This is a genomic window from Collinsella sp. AM43-1 (assembly GCF_003467925.1).
GTDB lineage: Bacteria > Actinomycetota > Coriobacteriia > Coriobacteriales > Coriobacteriaceae > Collinsella.
The window spans coordinates 21,174-36,578 of sequence record NZ_QSFR01000018.1; the positions used below are offsets into that span (position 1 = coordinate 21,174).

At 56.9% G+C, this 15,405-nt stretch carries 14 protein-coding genes; 3 read left to right on the forward strand and 11 right to left on the reverse strand.

What is annotated here, in order from left to right; translation table 11 throughout:
• Positions 1-7: 7 nt before the first annotated feature.
• Complete coding sequence (locus tag DW925_RS08380) at positions 8-3,205, reverse strand: hypothetical protein (protein WP_117790802.1); 3,198 nt, start codon at positions 3,203-3,205, stop codon at positions 8-10.
• 198 nt (positions 3,206-3,403) lie between these two features.
• Here DW925_RS08380 and DW925_RS08385 point away from each other — a divergent pair, with 198 nt between their 5' ends.
• Together DW925_RS08385 and DW925_RS08390 are read left to right on the forward strand one after the other, a co-directional pair.
• Positions 3,404-4,426, forward strand: a complete 1,023-nt coding sequence (locus tag DW925_RS08385; RefSeq protein ID WP_117790803.1) for a YafY family protein — start codon at positions 3,404-3,406, stop codon at positions 4,424-4,426.
• Entirely contained in the window at positions 4,413-5,330 is a 918-nt protein-coding gene (locus tag DW925_RS08390) for a YafY family protein (protein WP_117716220.1), read from the forward strand. Before DW925_RS08385 ends, DW925_RS08390 begins: the two co-directional genes overlap by 14 nt.
• Here the strand turns inward: DW925_RS08390 and DW925_RS08395 are convergent.
• The gene (locus tag DW925_RS08395; RefSeq protein WP_117790804.1) at positions 5,327-8,221 is read right to left on the reverse strand and encodes a helicase C-terminal domain-containing protein; all 2,895 of its coding nucleotides are present in this window, start codon (positions 8,219-8,221) and stop codon (positions 5,327-5,329) included. The two genes, DW925_RS08390 and DW925_RS08395, sit on opposite strands and share 4 nt — an antisense overlap.
• Positions 8,215-9,180, reverse strand: a complete 966-nt coding sequence (locus DW925_RS08400) for a D-alanine--D-alanine ligase (protein ID WP_117790805.1) — start codon at positions 9,178-9,180, stop codon at positions 8,215-8,217. The genes DW925_RS08395 and DW925_RS08400 overlap by 7 nt, the downstream gene beginning before the upstream one ends.
• An 85-nt stretch (positions 9,181-9,265) precedes the next feature.
• On the opposite strand from DW925_RS08400, the gene rlmN reads away from it, so the two are divergent.
• The gene (gene rlmN / locus DW925_RS08405) at positions 9,266-10,318 is read left to right on the forward strand and encodes a 23S rRNA (adenine(2503)-C(2))-methyltransferase RlmN (protein WP_117634727.1); all 1,053 of its coding nucleotides are present in this window, start codon (positions 9,266-9,268) and stop codon (positions 10,316-10,318) included.
• Positions 10,319-10,516: 198 nt separating this feature from the next.
• Here the strand turns inward: rlmN and DW925_RS08410 are convergent, their stop codons facing one another.
• The 8 genes from DW925_RS08410 to rnpA all read right to left on the reverse strand — a co-directional run bounded on the left by DW925_RS08410 (position 10,517) and on the right by rnpA (position 15,401).
• The gene (locus DW925_RS08410) at positions 10,517-10,771 is read right to left on the reverse strand and encodes a hypothetical protein (protein WP_099432405.1); all 255 of its coding nucleotides are present in this window, start codon (positions 10,769-10,771) and stop codon (positions 10,517-10,519) included.
• A complete protein-coding gene (locus DW925_RS08415; RefSeq protein ID WP_199408909.1) occupies positions 10,761-11,666 on the reverse strand; it encodes a ParB/RepB/Spo0J family partition protein in 906 nt (301 codons plus the stop codon). The genes DW925_RS08410 and DW925_RS08415 overlap by 11 nt, the downstream gene beginning before the upstream one ends.
• On the reverse strand, positions 11,659-12,459 hold the full coding sequence (locus DW925_RS08420) for a ParA family protein (RefSeq protein WP_117584022.1): 801 nt from the start codon (positions 12,457-12,459) through the stop codon (positions 11,659-11,661). Before DW925_RS08420 ends, DW925_RS08415 begins: the two co-directional genes overlap by 8 nt.
• Before the next feature lie 134 nt (positions 12,460-12,593).
• Positions 12,594-13,259 carry a 16S rRNA (guanine(527)-N(7))-methyltransferase RsmG gene (rsmG, locus tag DW925_RS08425; protein ID WP_233502312.1) on the reverse strand — a complete coding sequence of 222 codons (666 nt, stop codon included), beginning with the start codon at positions 13,257-13,259 and terminating at the stop codon, positions 12,594-12,596.
• Positions 13,260-13,427: 168 nt separating this feature from the next.
• Positions 13,428-13,997, reverse strand: coding sequence for a R3H domain-containing nucleic acid-binding protein (locus DW925_RS08430; protein WP_022093802.1), 570 nt, complete (start codon positions 13,995-13,997; stop codon positions 13,428-13,430).
• A gap of 44 nt (positions 13,998-14,041) precedes the next feature.
• Positions 14,042-14,812 carry a YidC/Oxa1 family membrane protein insertase gene (locus DW925_RS08435; RefSeq protein ID WP_055251326.1) on the reverse strand — a complete coding sequence of 257 codons (771 nt, stop codon included), beginning with the start codon at positions 14,810-14,812 and terminating at the stop codon, positions 14,042-14,044.
• A gap of 29 nt (positions 14,813-14,841) precedes the next feature.
• Positions 14,842-15,066, reverse strand: coding sequence for a membrane protein insertion efficiency factor YidD (gene yidD, locus DW925_RS08440; RefSeq protein WP_022093804.1), 225 nt, complete (start codon positions 15,064-15,066; stop codon positions 14,842-14,844).
• Positions 15,063-15,401 (reverse strand): ribonuclease P protein component, encoded by a 339-nt coding sequence (gene rnpA / locus DW925_RS08445; RefSeq protein ID WP_082435526.1) that lies wholly within the window; start codon positions 15,399-15,401, stop codon positions 15,063-15,065. Before rnpA ends, yidD begins: the two co-directional genes overlap by 4 nt.
• Between the last annotated feature and the right edge of the window lie 4 nt (positions 15,402-15,405).

The following is a 15,405-nucleotide window of genomic DNA, read 5'->3' on the forward strand; positions in this document are numbered from 1 at the left end:
GCTCCGTCTACGAACGGCGGATAACCTCGGTCACGACCTCGGATACCGTGGCAATGTTCGTCGGGTTGACATTGTGGGGCAGGTCGTCCTCGGTACGAGCACAAGCCAGGCGCGTGCCGTCCACGCCGGCGATGGTGAGGGCTCGGCGGCTCGCCTCGAGCGCGGCGTAGGCATCGGTCTTGGCATAGGGCATCTCGAGCGCGCCACAATCGACATGGAACGACTTGCACACCTTGCTGACCAGGTTCATGATGCGGCGATCGCCCTTGAGCAGCTGCCGTTCGCCCTCAACCGTCACCACCGAAAGCCTACCGGCGCCGACGGATTCAAGATTGATGAAGAATACGCCGCGGAGCTTATCGCGATGCGAAGCCAAGAAGGCCTTCATGCCGGCGCCATCACAATCCGAGGCGCCCGTTGCCACAAACCAGATATCGTGACCGAGCAGCTCATCGTCACCCATAGAGGCGACAGCCGAAAGCATATCTTCGGAAGAAGCGCCGTCGGAAGACGTAGCGCCGCCCTTCCAGCCATCGTTATCGTCCTCGAAATTATCCCACGAACCGATGCCGCGACCGGACTTCTTGGCATCGTAATCGTCTTCGACGCCCAGCCAATCACTCATGCTGTCCTGTTCGTTTTTCTTTTTACGACCGAACAGGCCGCCCAGGCCGCGCTTGCGAGACTTGGGTGCCGCCGGGGCGGGAGCCGAAATGGTCTCGATCGGCTGAGCGCCCGACGCAACGGGCATAGGAGGCGCAACGGGTGCCGATGTGGGTTCGGGACCCTGAGCGGTAGCAAAGGGGTCGTTGACCTGTGCGGAGGGGTCGGGAAGGTCGAACAGCGACGTGCGAGACGCAACGTTTGCCTGCTTCATCGACGGCAGCGACGGATCGGGGACCGAAGCCAGCGGAGACGAGGAAGGTGCAGGCGACGGAGCTGACGCCGGATCGGGAACATTCATCTGCGGACGCGGCGATGCCTGGGAGGAAATCTGGGCCATAAGGGAATCGACCGTTTCGTCCTGGGTGGGAGCAACATCGGCAACCGTGGCACCGGAACCACTCGGGGTCGGCATGGTGAAAATCTGCGTGGAGTAAGGCCTCGACTCATCTGTCTCGGGAGCCTCGGAAACCGCAGGCACTTCCTCCTGCTCGACCTCGGTCGAATCATCTTGCTCGGCTGTTGCGTATTGCTCTTCGTCAGAGTTGGCCTCGACGGGCTCGTCCTCGGCGGCATCTTGGATTGCGGCAGCATCAATGGGCTCGTCATCGTCTGCCGCGTCGTCCTGCTCATCGGAAGGAGGAAGGGGCTCGGCAATCGCGGTGCCTTGCTTTTCAAACGTTATCGTGGAATCGAACTTCGCGGCATCAAACGACATGGTGCTATCGACGTGCTGCTGAGCCTCGAAAGACGTTGTTGCCTCAACAACATCCGCGGACGCCGGTTGCTGGGACTCAAAGGACGTCGTAGCTTCGGCAGCGTCGACGGGCACGGACTGCATAGCCTCGTCCTGCTCGAACTCTTGCGCCGCGCGCTCACGTGCCGCCTCGGCTGCCTGCTGCTGAGCGATAGCCTCCTGCTCGGCAGCCTCGCGTGCGGCAGCGCGCTTCTCCTCGAAATCGTCGACAAATTTCCTGCCCTTTGCAAGCGCACCCTTAAAGAAGTTGGAAGCGCCGGCGCCAATCGAAGAGAACGCGGATGCAATATCGGCATGGGGCGTTGCCGCGGGAATCTCGGCCGAGAAATCAGTATCGCTCTCGTAAGACGCACGCCTCGGCTGTTCAACGTAATCGTCGTCAGACTCGTCCGCAACGTCTTGCGCCGGCGCGGCGGGAGCCAAAATGTCCAGTCCTGCCGCGGGATCGATCGCGGACACTGCCTCGGGCTCGGCAACGGCAGCGGTAACCACGGCAGACTCATCATCCACGGTGGCAACGGGCGCAGGCGCCGTCACGACGGGAGCAGGCTCGGCCTCAAACGTCGGCTCCTCGCCCTCCTCGTAATCGAGCGTGCAGGACTCGGGAAGCATTCCGAGCGCACGGATGGCATCCGAACCAAAGCGGATGTTGCCGGCGGCATTGCGATAGAGCTTGAGCTCGGGCTCGGCCGCGACAGGCTCCTCCGCCGGCTCGGCAGCGGGAACCTCGTCATTGAACTCTTCGGCCTGGACAGCCTGATTCTGATCCTCGGGCACAATGGCGCCAATCAGCGTCTCGTCGGCAGACGCACCCTCAAAGCCCTCGATCTGCTCGTCGAAAGCCTCACCCTGTTCGGGCTCGGCCGGAGCGTCGGGAGCAATCGGCTGACCGAACTCGTCCTCGGCGTAGGTAGGCTCTTCATACTCGATGGTGTTGCCGTAGTCGTTTTGCTGCTGGGCCGCGGCATACTCCGCCGCCGCGCGCGCCATTTCCTCGGCACGACGCTTCTGCTCCCCAAAATAGGTATCGAACGGAACATCGTCGGGAAACTCGTTTTCGCCTTGGAAGGGAGCAACGTTGTCCATAACGCCGAGCATAGCGGCGACAGAAGACTTGTTGCACACCGCGCCGGACGTATAGGGAAGAATGTGGCGGTTAGAGATGATGTTTGCCGCGTTGACAAGTGCAACGAGGGAAGCGAGGATCGCGACAATCCACAGCAGAACCTTGAGCGCGCCGGGGAGCGGCAGGATACGCAGGATGGCAACGGCAGCGGGGGCAACCGTGGCAACGGGCAACAGCTTGGCAATGAGCGCACGATACGAAGCATAAGGCTCGCGGGCGAGCAGCTCAGCACGGGGAGAGTCGTAGTGTGCGACAACGACCACCGGGCGGTTGCGCGGAGACGCAAGCGGGCCCGAGGCCTTGTGGTAGGCGATGACATTTTGGCTCACGCCCGTCTTGCCCAGGCGCGAAACCACGGGGTGGCCCGTGCGCTCGAGCACGTAGAGCACGGCACCGACAATGGCCAGTAAGGTGCCGACCAAGCCGATACCGCCGCCGATGCCCATCAGCAGGGCGCCGGCAAACGCAAGGATGCCAGTAACGGCAAATGCCAATCTACTGGGCGCCGGGGCATTGAACTCCTGAACCTCGGGATCAAAGCCGTGGTTGCGGAAGATCTGAGCGATATCCTCGGCAGCCAGGCGCTCTTCTTCGCTGCATGCCGGCGTAATGCCGGTGTTCTGCAGCAGGTGGTTAATATAGTTCTGGGTGTTCGCCATGTGCGCTCCACATCCATAATCCGACAAATAGGCCCAATGCTTGCACATTAGAACCGTATATAGTCGAAAGTATACCCCGAGCGAGCGCAAACGACCGAATTCGGGCCATCTTAACGCCCCGAGCGGACAAGGATATAGCCTAATCTCCATATCGGACTAAAATCATGGCAGCAAACCACCTTCCCATGCGAGGACTCTATGACGGCAAGCGACGCGACCGCGACAATTAAAAAGGGAAATTCGGAGCCAAGTTTCGATAAAACGGCTCAGCGTATCCTCAATCTTTTCTTTGTGCTCAGCAGCTCCCCCGAACCGCTGACGACCGAGCAGATCGTCTTGGATTCTGACCTGGGATATGGCTCGGGCAACATTGACTCGGATAAGCGCAAGTTTCGGCGCGATCGTGACAAACTGCTCGAGCGTGGCATCTTAATCAAGGAGGTTCGCCCCGCCGGTGCGCAGGAGACCGAGGAAAGCTCGTGGACAATCGACCGCGAGCACACGTTTGCTGCAGGCGGCCTCATCACCGCAGACGACGCCGATATCCTGCTCAACGCCATCGACCAGACGTTAGCGGCCGGCTCATCCACCTTTGCCGCGCCGCTTGCCGATATTCGCTCCAAGATTGCCTACCTCACCGGCATGTCGGCGGTGGACGATGCGCCGGTCTGGCGCTCTCCCACCGTCGATGCGGTATGGAGCGCCTTTGCCGAGCGGTGCGCGCTGCGATTTTTATATCAGAACGGACGCGGCGAGCAGAAAGAACGTACCGTCTGCGTCTACGGCATGTTCGAGCGCGAGGGCATGGCGTACTTCTGCGGCCTCGACAATGTCACCGACGACATCAGGACATTCCGCTGCGACCGTATCGTTCGCGCCTGGCGTCCTTCGAAGGCCTACGTTATCCCTGCGGACTTCAACCTCAGCGACTACCTGTTCTTTGAATTCGATTTTGCCGACCGCCCGCCCGTTGCGGCTACGTTCTCGTTCGCCCCGCAGACGCAGATCGATATGATCAACGGCCTCACGCGCGGGCGAGGTGAGCTCGCACACACCGATTCGGGATGGACTTGGACCGTTGACGTGCGAGATCTTGAAGCCGCCGCCTCATTTTGCATGGCCCACGCCATGGACGGCATGAGGCCCATGGCCCCCAAATCGCTCAAGCAGGCGTGGAACCACCTCATTGAAAGGACGGTGCACGAGCATGCCCGTGCGTAAACTCACCAGCGAGCAGAGGCTCTCGCGCGCCATCGACATCATGGAGGCCCTCTACGCCGCCGGCGAGAGCGGCATGACACGAACCGAGATTTGCAGTCGCTTTGACATCACGGGGGCGTCGCTCGACGAGATTCTCGAGATCGTCTCGACGCTCGCGGACCGAGAATCGGGTGCGCGTATCATCTGCGAATGCCACGGCGAGCGCGTGGTCCTCACCGGTGACGCCGGGCGTGTACTACCGCTGCGCCTGAGTGCCGCCGAGGGCGCTGTGCTCAACCACGAACTTGAATCGTTGGGGATCGAGCCCCAGGCGGCGGCTCGAATTCGACATGCTCTTCTACCCGAAGAGCTCGGCTATAACCAGCACGTCTTTGACACCGTCAACCACGGGTCGCACTGGCAGCAGCTGAGCTGCGCCATTCAGGACGGCGTTCGCTGTCGTATCTCGTATCGCTCGATGGACGATGCGCGGCCACGCGAGCGTCTGGTCGACCCCTTGCGCATTACAGCAAACGGCGACCAAACATATCTGATTGCCTGGGACATCGCGGTCGATGAGCAGCGCACCTATCGCATGGATAAAATCGAGGGACTCGCCTTGACGGAAGACTCCGTCGTGCCTCACGCACCGGACGTTGCATCCCTCCACGATTCCCTTGCCCGGACGCAGCGTAGCGCAAAGCTCTTGATGCCATTCGATATGGCGGAGCATCTGGACTGGGCCGGCATCACCCTAATCGAACGCAGCGGGACAGACATGGCAACGGTAACCGTACATTACGGCTCCGAGCGTTGGCTGCTGAGCCAGATAATCGCAGCGGGCGGAGCCATCCGCATCTTGGATGACCCCGCCCTGTCAAAGCGTCTGTGCGATATGGCAAAAACCCTCGTCTGTCCGCTTTAGCGCCGCCGCTCGTGGCGTGCACGCCACAGCTGTAGATAGTGCCCGATCTGCGCCGATTCGATGCGCTGGTAGGAGCTCGTGGGCAGCGACGTTAAGAACTTCTTGCCATAGCCCTTCGTCACCAGGCGAGGATCCGCCAAGATCAGCACGCCGCTATCGGTCGACGAGCGAATCAAACGCCCCGCGGCCTGCTTAACCTCGAGCACCGCCTCGGGCAGCGAATAGCGCGCCCATGCGCGGTCTTCGCGCAGGTTGCGCTCGCACGAGAGCGGGTCCGTGGGGCTCGAGAACGGCAACTTGGGAATGATGACGCAGCGCAGCGTCTCGCCGCTGGCATCAAACCCCTCCCAGAAGGCCTTGAGCGCAAAAAGCGACGAGGTCGGTTCGTTGATAAACCGGTCGCGCAGGCGACGAGGAGATGAGTTGCGCTGCTGGCAGTTGAGCTCCAGACCCGCACGGGCCATCTTGGGCTCAACGCGGGCGTATAGGTCCTCCATGTCGCGCCGATTGGTGAACAACGTGAGCACCGATCCGCCCATGGCAAGATGGGCGTCGACCAGTACGCGCTCGAGCGCCGTAAGATAGCTCTCACGATCGCGCGGATCGGGGATATCGCCCGCAACGACTACAGCCATGTTCGAATCGAAGTCGTAGCTCGAATCCAAGTGCAGCGATGACGACGTTGAAGCACCGATGCGATCAAGGCCGACCGCATGGTTAAAGTGCTCAAAGCTTTTGGACACCGTCATGGTCGCCGAGGCAAAGATAGCCGTGTGAACCTCGGGTAGCCACTCGGTTGCCAAAGCCTCGCCAATGTCGATGCGCTCTGCGGTCATCGACTCTCCGCCGGCACGAAGTCTGCGATTGACCTGCAGCGAATACACGTAGTGCTCATCGGTGCCATCAATGATGAGTTTGAGGTTCTCGGCCAGCTCGTGCAGGCGGCGCGAGATATCACCCAGGTCGACAACAACCTCGGGCTTGTCGGCGGCGACGGCTTGCACCAGCGCGTCGACGCTCTTGTCAGCTTGTTCCAATGCGTCGATGCCAGTGTAGGCCGACTGTAAGAAATCATGCCAGTCGTCTGATTCGCGCAGCTCGGGGCCAATCCATAGATTGGCATTGTCATAACCCCCACGCGCACGGCGGCCGAGCTCGCGAACGCCATCGAACACGTCGGCGATTGCCATGCTCGCGCGGGCAACCGTCGACGTCGCCTTGGCAGTAAGGCCCAGATAGAGCGTAGAGCCCTCGGAGGTTGCCAAATCACGGGAAACCTGGCTTAGCGCGCCGGTGCTCGAGCCACCCAGGCGCTCGAACAGGACGCGTGATTCGTCCGCCGACACCACGCGCGCCCACTGACGGCGCGCCTCGCGCTCGATGGAATGGGCCTCGTCGATTACCCAATGACGAATCGGCGGCAAAATCCTGCCCTCGGCCGCGACGTTGCGGAACAGCAGGGAATGGTTGGTGACCACCACATCGGCATGCGCCGCACGACGGCGAGCGCCGTGGACCAAACATTTATCAGGGAAAAACGGGCAGAGGCGACGAGCACACTCGCGCGAGGCCGTCGTAAAGTCGGGACGGTTGACGCTGCGCCACCGAATGCCGAGCGAGTCGAGGTCGCCATCGGCTGATTGGCAGACGTACGCCATAATGACCGCGACCGCCGTGAGCGTGTCCGCCGGATCGCGCTTGGTGGTAATCTCGACCTGGCCGCGGCTCATGCGCTCAAGCTTGCGCAGGCACGGATAGTGGTCATACCCCTTGAGAGCGCAAAATGACAGACCACCGTCCAGTTGCTCCGCAAGTTTTGGCAGCTCATGGTACATGAGCTGGTCGGCAAGATTGTTCGATTTGGTCGCAATACCAACCGTGATGTTGTTACGGCGTGCTGCCTCGGCAAAAGGCACCAGATAGGCCATCGATTTGCCGACGCCGGTGCCTGCCTCAATTACTCGATGAGTGCCCGTGACCAGCGCATCGCGGACCTCGAGCGCCATCGCGATCTGCTCATCACGCGGCTCGTAGGTGGGATACATGCGATTGACCAGGCCACCTGGCGCATAGTCTGCCTCGATCTCCTCACGACTCGGCATCTTGAGAACCGGCAGTTCATCGGCGTCCACCCGATCGTCGGCGCGATCGGCCTTGAGAACGTCAGCACGAGCGGCGCTGAGAGAGAAGATGGAACCAGGGTTCTGCCCTGCCAAGAATGAGAAGATAGGACGATAGGACCAAGGCACGTCCGGATGCATGTCGGCTAGGCGCGCCATGAGGCCCTGGGGCAAGTCGGTGAGCGCCACGAGCAACACGCGCCATACGCCACACAGGGCGTCGACGTCGGCATTGGCACGGTGTGATACCGAGTCGCAGCCAAACAGATCGGCCATAAAAGACAGCTTGTGCGAGGCCAGGCGCGGAAGCGCGATGCGCGACAGCGCCAGCGAATCGATCCAAATATCGCTCACGTTGACGCCGCCTTTGACCGACTCGATAAACGAGCGGTCGAACGTGGCGTTGTGTGCGATCACCGGGCAGCCACCGACAAAATCGGCGAGAGCGGCGACGGCCTCAACCGCCGACGGGGCATCTGCAACATCGGCATTTGTAATGCTCGTGAGCTCGGTAATCTCGGCGGGAATCAGCTGCCTGGGATGCACGAAGGTATCGAAGCGGTCGACGACCTCGCGGCCCGAAAGACGGGCCGCCGAGATCTCGATCAGCTCGTTGTCCTGCACCGAAAGACCCGTGGTCTCGGTATCGAGGATAATCACATCTTCCTCGATAAGGCCGAAGGACTGCGTTTTGGCGCGGTCGGCAAGCGTGGCATAGGAGTCGATGACAAACTGCGGCGTTCCTGACGAAACCGCGTCCTCGATTAGCATGCAATGCCCGCTCGACGAAGGCCCATACGGATCAGGCTGTCACAGACCTGCGGGAACGTCATGTCGTCGGTGTGGCGGATCTCATCCGGATACAGCGACGTATCGGTCATGCCGGGAATGGTATTGGTCTCGAGGATAACGGGGCCGTCCTCGCTCACAATAAAGTCGCTGCGCGAGATACCCAGGCAACCGAGGGCCTTGTGAGCGGCACAGGCAAGTTCCTGAGCGCGAGCGTAATTCTCGGGTGAAATCTGCGCCGGAATGCGATGGATATCCGTAGGGTCGACATACTTCACGTCCAGATCGTAGAACTCGCAGTCCTCGGGCTTACGAATCTCGACAATCGGCAGGGCGCGCACGTCATCTTCGCCGTATACGCCGACGGTGACCTCGGTACCCTCGATGCACTTCTCGACCAGCACTTTGTCGCCGTACTCAAACGCCTTGGCGATTGCCGCGGGCAGCTCGGAGGGCTCATGGACCAGGGAAATGCCATAGCTGGAACCGTTGACGGCCGGCTTCACAAAGCAGCGCTCGCCACAAACCTCGACGATATGATCGATATCGACTTCGTCGCCCACCTCGAGCGCAAGGCCGGGGGCAATGGGAATGCCCGCCTTGGCGTATAGGAGCTTAGAGACCTCCTTGTCGGCACCGCAGGCGCTGGCAAGTACGCCCGAGGCCGTGTAGGGGATACCCATGGTCTCCATGGCACCCTGCATGGCGCCATCCTCACCGCCGGCGCCGTGCATGGCGATAAATGCCACATCGAATCCGCCGGTCGCCATGGTTACCATAAAGTCATCAGCGGCCGTGTCAAGCAGCTCCACCGAGGTGTAGCCGGCTTCCTTCAGTGCCACCACAACGTTCTTTCCCGAATCGAGCGAGATCTCGCGCTCGGCGGAATGACCGCCCGCCAAGACCGCTACGTGCATGTTCTCTAGGCTTTTACCCGGCATGGGCAGACTCCTCCTCTATAATTTCTGCAGCTGATACCATATTGTAGCGATACCCTCTACGTTTCCCCAAAATCGAAAGGCTTCCATGAATCCCAAGACTAAATCTCAGGACATTCGCGACTTGAGCCAAAACGATATTCGCGAGCTCGTGGCCGAACTTGGCCAGCCCGCCTTCCGCGCGAAGCAGCTCATCGAATGGGTCTTTGAGAAGAACGTTTGTTCGTTTGACGATATGACCAACCTTCCCAAGGCTTTCCGTGAGCAGCTTAAAGAGGCTTTTGCCTTTGATACGCCGACTGAACTCACCAAGCAGGTTTCCAAAGATGGCTCGCGCAAGTATCTGCTCGAGTACCACGATGGCATTTCCGTCGAGACTGTCGGCATGCCCCGTCGTAACAAACTTTCCGTCTGCGTTTCCACCCAGGCAGGCTGCGGCATGGGCTGCGCGTTTTGCGCTACCGGTCTCAACGGCCTCAAGCGCTCTCTGACCGCTCAAGAGATCGTCGACCAGGTGCTTCATGTATCCAACGACTTTGGCGAGCGTGCCACAAGCGTTGTCTTCATGGGCCAGGGCGAGCCGTTTGCCAACTACGACGAGGTTCTCAAGGCATTGCGTATCCTCAACGACCCCGATGGTATCGGTATCGGCGCTCGTCACCTCACCGTCTCTACCAGCGGCGTTATTCCCGGTATTCGCAAATTTGCCGACATCCCCGAGCAGTTCACGCTTGCCGTTTCCCTGCATTCCGCCATCCAGTCGACGCGCAATAAGCTCATGCCCGGTGTTAAGAAGTACACGCTGCTTCGCCTTCACGAAGCGCTTCAGCTCTACACCGAGAAGACTGGCCGCCGCCCGACCTATGAGTATGCCATGATCGAAGGCGTCAACGATACGAATCCCGAGATGCAGGCACTCTGCGACTTCTGCGAGGGAACGCTGTGCCACGTTAACCTGATTCAACTAAACGACATCGAGGGCAGCCCGCTCAAGCCGTCGCCGATTCATAAGGTTGAGGATCTTCAGCGTCGTCTTGAGTCCCGTGGCATCGAGACCACGATTCGTAACTCCCGTGGTAACGATATTGACGCCGCTTGCGGACAGCTGAAACAGCGCTTCAAAGTTCAGAAGAACGCATAGGGGAGTCTTACTCCAAAACGTTTCATGTGAAACATCGAACGGCCCCGGTTGCAGGATATGCAACCGGGGCCGTTTCATTATTGACATCAATTTTGGACCAGCTGCTACCTTTCCCATTATTTACGGACAAAATAAGGGGCCCTTGTCTCATGAATCAGACAAGGACCCCTTAAAATATGCAGGGTAATTGTTAGGTACCTAATAGCCTACATTTTCCCATTGGTTGCTAACCCAACCTTGATTAATCTTAGGATTTTTCGTTACCTGAGCAGTGCGCATGGCAACATCTTCTGTCATAACATCCATTTTCTTCTTTGACGTATCAACGATATCTTGCGCGCCACGAAGCAAACGACCTCGAAGTTCATCGTCTGTCGCGATCTTATAGCCAGCAAAGGCACCAGCCGCGACAGTCGTCGCCAATGCAATCGCAGTAAAAATCTTATTCCTCATCTTGGCCTCCTTGATCAAACTGAATCATTTCACCAAGAATACGAGAGAGCTCTTCCTCGTCTTTAAACTCAATCTCAATCTTATTCTTTCCACGCGAGCTCTTCACACGAACGTTGGTATTAAATACCTGACGAAGTACACGCGCAGCCTTTTTAAAAGACTGAGGCGTTGCAGGCCGTGGCGTCTTAGTTGTCTCTCCGGCAGAAAACAATGGAGCAAGATTTTCTGTCGCTCTTACGGAAAGGCCCTCCGCAACAACCTTCTCTGCAAGTCGAATTCGCGCGTCCTCATAGGGAACTGCAAGAATCGCACGTGCATGTCCAGCAGTAAGTTTACCCTCAAAAATCATCTGCTGAACTACTTCGGGGAGATCGAGAAGGCGCAGCGAGTTTGTAATTGCAGAGCGTGACTTGCTTACTGCTTTCGACAATGCCTCCTGGGTCATACCGCTGGCATCGATAAGCTGGCGATAGCCCTTAGCCTCTTCGACGGGATTCAGATCAGAACGCTGAAGGTTTTCGATAAGAGCAAGAGCCAGCATCTCTTCATCATTAACATCTTTAATGATGACAGGCAGTTCCTCAAGACCAGCAAGCTTTGATGCCTGATACCGACGCTCACCAGCGATGATCTCATAGCCGTTTCCATGCTTGCGAACCAAGAGCGGCTGCAAAACGCCATGCTCTTGGATTGACTCGCTCAACTCGCGAAGTTCAGTTTCATTAAAATGAATTCGCGGTTGATTAGGGTTGGGAACGATATCCTCAATAGGTAGTTTTGTTACAGATGCGGCATTTGAAGCAGATACAGCAGAACCACCGGTCTCATACTCGGCCTCTGAGACCAAAGCATTGAGTCCACGTCCCAATCCGCCACGTTTCTTTACACTAGGCACGCTTGATCACCTCTTTTGCAAGGTTCATATACGCTTTTGCACCCTTATTTTGAGGTGCATAGGTAATTACCGGTTCTCCAAAAGACGGAGCTTCGGAGATTTTAACCGTACGGGGGATTAGCGTCTTAAATGCCTTATCACCAAAGTACGATTGAACCTCCTCAACAACCTGATTCGATAGAGAAGTACGCGAGTCATACATGGTCATAAGCACACCATAGGTGTCTAAGCCCTTGTTCAGACGTGATTTGACCATCTTCATTGACTCTAGCAGCTTCGTAACGCCCTCGAGTGCGTAGTACTCGCACTGGATCGGAATCAAAACGCTGTCTGCTGCGGTCAAGGCATTGATAGTAAGCAGGCCGAGTGAAGGAGGACAGTCAATGAAAATAAAATCGAACTCGTCCTGAATCGGCTCAAGCAAATCTTTGAGGCGGGTTTCACGAGCAATTGCGCTTACGAGCTCAATTTCGGCACCTGCAAGCTGAATCGTAGCTGGAATTACGAATACCTTTTTGCAATTTGTATCAAGAACAAGCGATTCTGCCGGCACATCATTCAACAATGCATCATAGATGCAGCGATCAAGGTCTTCTTTTTCAATTCCAAATCCACTGGTGCTGTTTCCCTGCGGATCAAAATCGACAATCAGTGTCTTACGACCCTGCTCACCCAGTGCTGCTGCAAGGTTCACAGCCGTCGTTGACTTACCGACGCCGCCTTTTTGATTGATGATTGCAATGATACGCGTGTCTTTTGCGCTCTTAGAACGCTTAACGTCGCGAAATCCCACGGTCCCTCCTGGTGTGTATTAAAGCTGTCAAACGGAGGATGTTTCACGTGAAACATTCCGATTCGATATCAACCGCCATGTTTCACGTGAAACACTGCATGTTGTTAGTATCCATTATGTTTCACGTGAAACATCTAGGCAAGCGGATTCTTCTTTGCCATGCCATTTGCACGAGGCAATGAAACGGATGCCGGATGACTCTTTTTAAGAACAATGAACTCCCTGTGGCCCAAGCCCTCAGGCAAATCGATTGCGTCATTCAGAAGCAAAGTGAAGCCGCAAATCTTAGCTGCTGACATGCCGGAAGCAAGCTCCTCATCGGAAGGATTACCCTTGGTGATAACAAATAGCCCTCCGTCTTTGAGGAACGGAGCAGCATACTCAACAAGAATCGGTAGAGGGGCAAGTGCGCGGGCGGTTACGACAGAAAACTGCTTCTTATGGCTTCGAGCATATTCTTCAAGGCGATCATGAACCGCATGAGCATGTTTCAATCCAAGAACATCAACAAAAGAATTGACAGCATCAACCTTCTTACCAACAGAGTCAATATAAGTAGCTTTACGATGCGTGGTTATGGTTAACGGAATACCAGGGAAGCCCGCACCTGTTCCCATATCGAGCAAAGCTCCCTCAGGAGCCTTATTGATATAGGGGAGCAAAACAAGTGAGTCGAGGATATGAAGTACCGCAGCATCTTCTATGTTAAGAATACGGGTGAGATTGGTTGTCTTATTTGTTTCCAGAACCAAATCCAAATGTTGAATACATTTCCTCAGCTCAGTATCAGTTACGCTCAAGGAATACTCTTTGCAATAGGAAGTTAGACGACTCAACATCTTGTCAGCCTGCTGATCAGTAAGTACTAACAACGAAAGCTCCTTTCTGACAAAAATCAGTGTATCGAGAACTTTTGACAAAAAAAGGGGACGTGGAAACCACGTCCCCTTAGCATAAGCTCGAGTGGATTAACGAGCAACAATTACCACATGGCGATCGGGGTCAGAACCCTCAGAATGAGTATCGACGGCGTCATTGCCACGAAGTGCAATGTGAACCAGTCGGCGCTCGTAGGCATTCATGGGCGGAAGCGAAACACTCTTATGAGTGCGGATGGCACGCTCGGCAGCAGACTGAGCCATGGAGGCAACCTTGTCCTGACGGCGGCTCTTGTATCCCTCGACGTCCACTACAACCGGATACCTAAAGCCGAGCTTACGGCTAACCAGCAGAGAGAACATAACCTGAAGGGCATCAAGCGTACGTCCATGGCGACCAATGAGAACAGCAAGATCAGGAGCAGTTACATCCAGAATCAACTCGCCCTCATCGCCTTCATATTCATCGATAGGAGAGTTGGCGGCATCGAAGTGCGAAAGGATGGAACGCAGAATAGAAATCGCAACATCGGCAATGGTGTCGAGTTCCTCATCAGTCAGCTCTTCACCAGCCTTGTAGCGCTGTGCAATCTCGGGATAATCGCCCGCGACCTGCGGGGCAACCTCCTCAAGCATATCCTCGATGATCTCTTCAGACATAACGTACTCCAAAAGTTAGGTACCTAAATAAGATTGATATCCCACTACTTCTTCTTGTGCGGGCGCGGCTTCTTCTCGCGACGAGTGACCTCAACCTGCAGCGGCGCGTTCTTAAGGCGCTCCTCCTCATCGGCCTTCGCCTTGTCGATGACCTTCTGCGTCACAAAAATCTGCTGGATAACCTGCCAAGCAGACGAGACGTCGTAGTACAGCAGAACACCAACGGGAAGGCTCCAGCCCATCCAAAGCATCATGACCGTCATGACAACGGCCATCATACGCATGCTCTGAGCCTGCTGGCCGGTCTGGTTGCGCGACATATAGAGCTGCGGAATCAGGGTCAGGACAGCGAACAGGATCAGGCAGACCAGCGCAGGCAGCGCGACCATAAAGCCATCGGCAAAGGAGGCACTCGGCGTGGTGGTCAGGTCGGGCAGAATATTAAAGAACGAGAACGTGCCGTCGTTAAAGTAGTCCGGCAGGTTACGCAGCAGCGTAAATAGGGCGAACAGGACAGGCATCTGAATCAACAGCGGCAGACAACCAGCCATCGGGTTGAACTTGTTCTCGCTGTAGAACTTCTGCATTTCCTCGGCCTGACGCTGGGGATCGTCGGCATAGCGCTCCTGGATCTCGAGCATCTTGGGCTGCAGCACCTGCATGCGTGCCGTCGACTTAGTCGACTTGAGCATAAGCGGCGTCAGCAGCAGACGGATGATGACCACCAGGATGATAATGGACAGGCCCCAGTCGACCGCAAAGGTCTGGATGAGCTTGAGCAGCTCGAAAAGGATGTTAACGATCCAATCCCACATGTAAGTTTTCCTCCGATAGCGAGTGCCCGCTAGGGCACAGGGTCATAACCGCCGACGTGCAGGGGATTGCAGCGAGCGATGCGCCTCACGGCAAGCCAGCAGCCTCTCAAAACACCGTACTTCTCAATCGCCTGGACGGCGTATTGCGAGCACGTTGGGTAATAAATGCAGGCGTCAGGCAATAAGGGCGAAATAACCTGTTGATATATGCGAATAGGAGCGATGGCAACACGTCGCAAAACGTGATTGCTCATCGCTCCTCCCCGGCAACGCCGGCGCGTTTCATAAGCGAACGCAATGCATTGTCCATCTCCTGCGGCGAGGAAACCCTCGTCTTGGGAGTTGCGAACAAGATGATGTCATAACCCGCAACGGGAAATCCACAGCTGCGGGCGGCCTCGCGCATCACACGCTTAGAACGGTTGCGCACGACAGCACAACCGAGCCGTTTAGCACCAACGAAGGCGACCCTTCCGGAGTCGCCTTCGCCAACCGATTCACATATGGTCATTCGAATCAGAGGGTGATTGAAACGACGCCCCTGACTGAACACATGCTCGAAATCTTGCCGAGACTTAATAGTCTTCATGCGA

Bases quoted from the DNA above. Each gene is read 5' to 3' on its own strand.
- DW925_RS08380 (WP_117790802.1), bottom strand. From the start codon at position 3,205: ATGGCGAACACCCAGAACTATATTAACCACCTGCTGCAGAACACCGGC.
- DW925_RS08385 (WP_117790803.1), top strand. From the start codon at position 3,404: ATGACGGCAAGCGACGCGACCGCGACAATTAAAAAGGGAAATTCGGAG.
- DW925_RS08390 (WP_117716220.1), top strand. From the start codon at position 4,413: ATGCCCGTGCGTAAACTCACCAGCGAGCAGAGGCTCTCGCGCGCCATC.
- DW925_RS08395 (WP_117790804.1), bottom strand. From the start codon at position 8,221: ATGCTAATCGAGGACGCGGTTTCGTCAGGAACGCCGCAGTTTGTCATC.
- DW925_RS08400 (WP_117790805.1), bottom strand. From the start codon at position 9,180: ATGCCGGGTAAAAGCCTAGAGAACATGCACGTAGCGGTCTTGGCGGGC.
- rlmN (WP_117634727.1), top strand. From the start codon at position 9,266: ATGAATCCCAAGACTAAATCTCAGGACATTCGCGACTTGAGCCAAAAC.
- DW925_RS08410 (WP_099432405.1), bottom strand. From the start codon at position 10,771: ATGAGGAATAAGATTTTTACTGCGATTGCATTGGCGACGACTGTCGCG.
- DW925_RS08430 (WP_022093802.1), bottom strand. From the start codon at position 13,997: ATGTCTGAAGAGATCATCGAGGATATGCTTGAGGAGGTTGCCCCGCAG.
- DW925_RS08435 (WP_055251326.1), bottom strand. From the start codon at position 14,812: ATGTGGGATTGGATCGTTAACATCCTTTTCGAGCTGCTCAAGCTCATC.
- yidD (WP_022093804.1), bottom strand. From the start codon at position 15,066: ATGAGCAATCACGTTTTGCGACGTGTTGCCATCGCTCCTATTCGCATA.
- rnpA (WP_082435526.1), bottom strand. From the start codon at position 15,401: ATGAAGACTATTAAGTCTCGGCAAGATTTCGAGCATGTGTTCAGTCAG.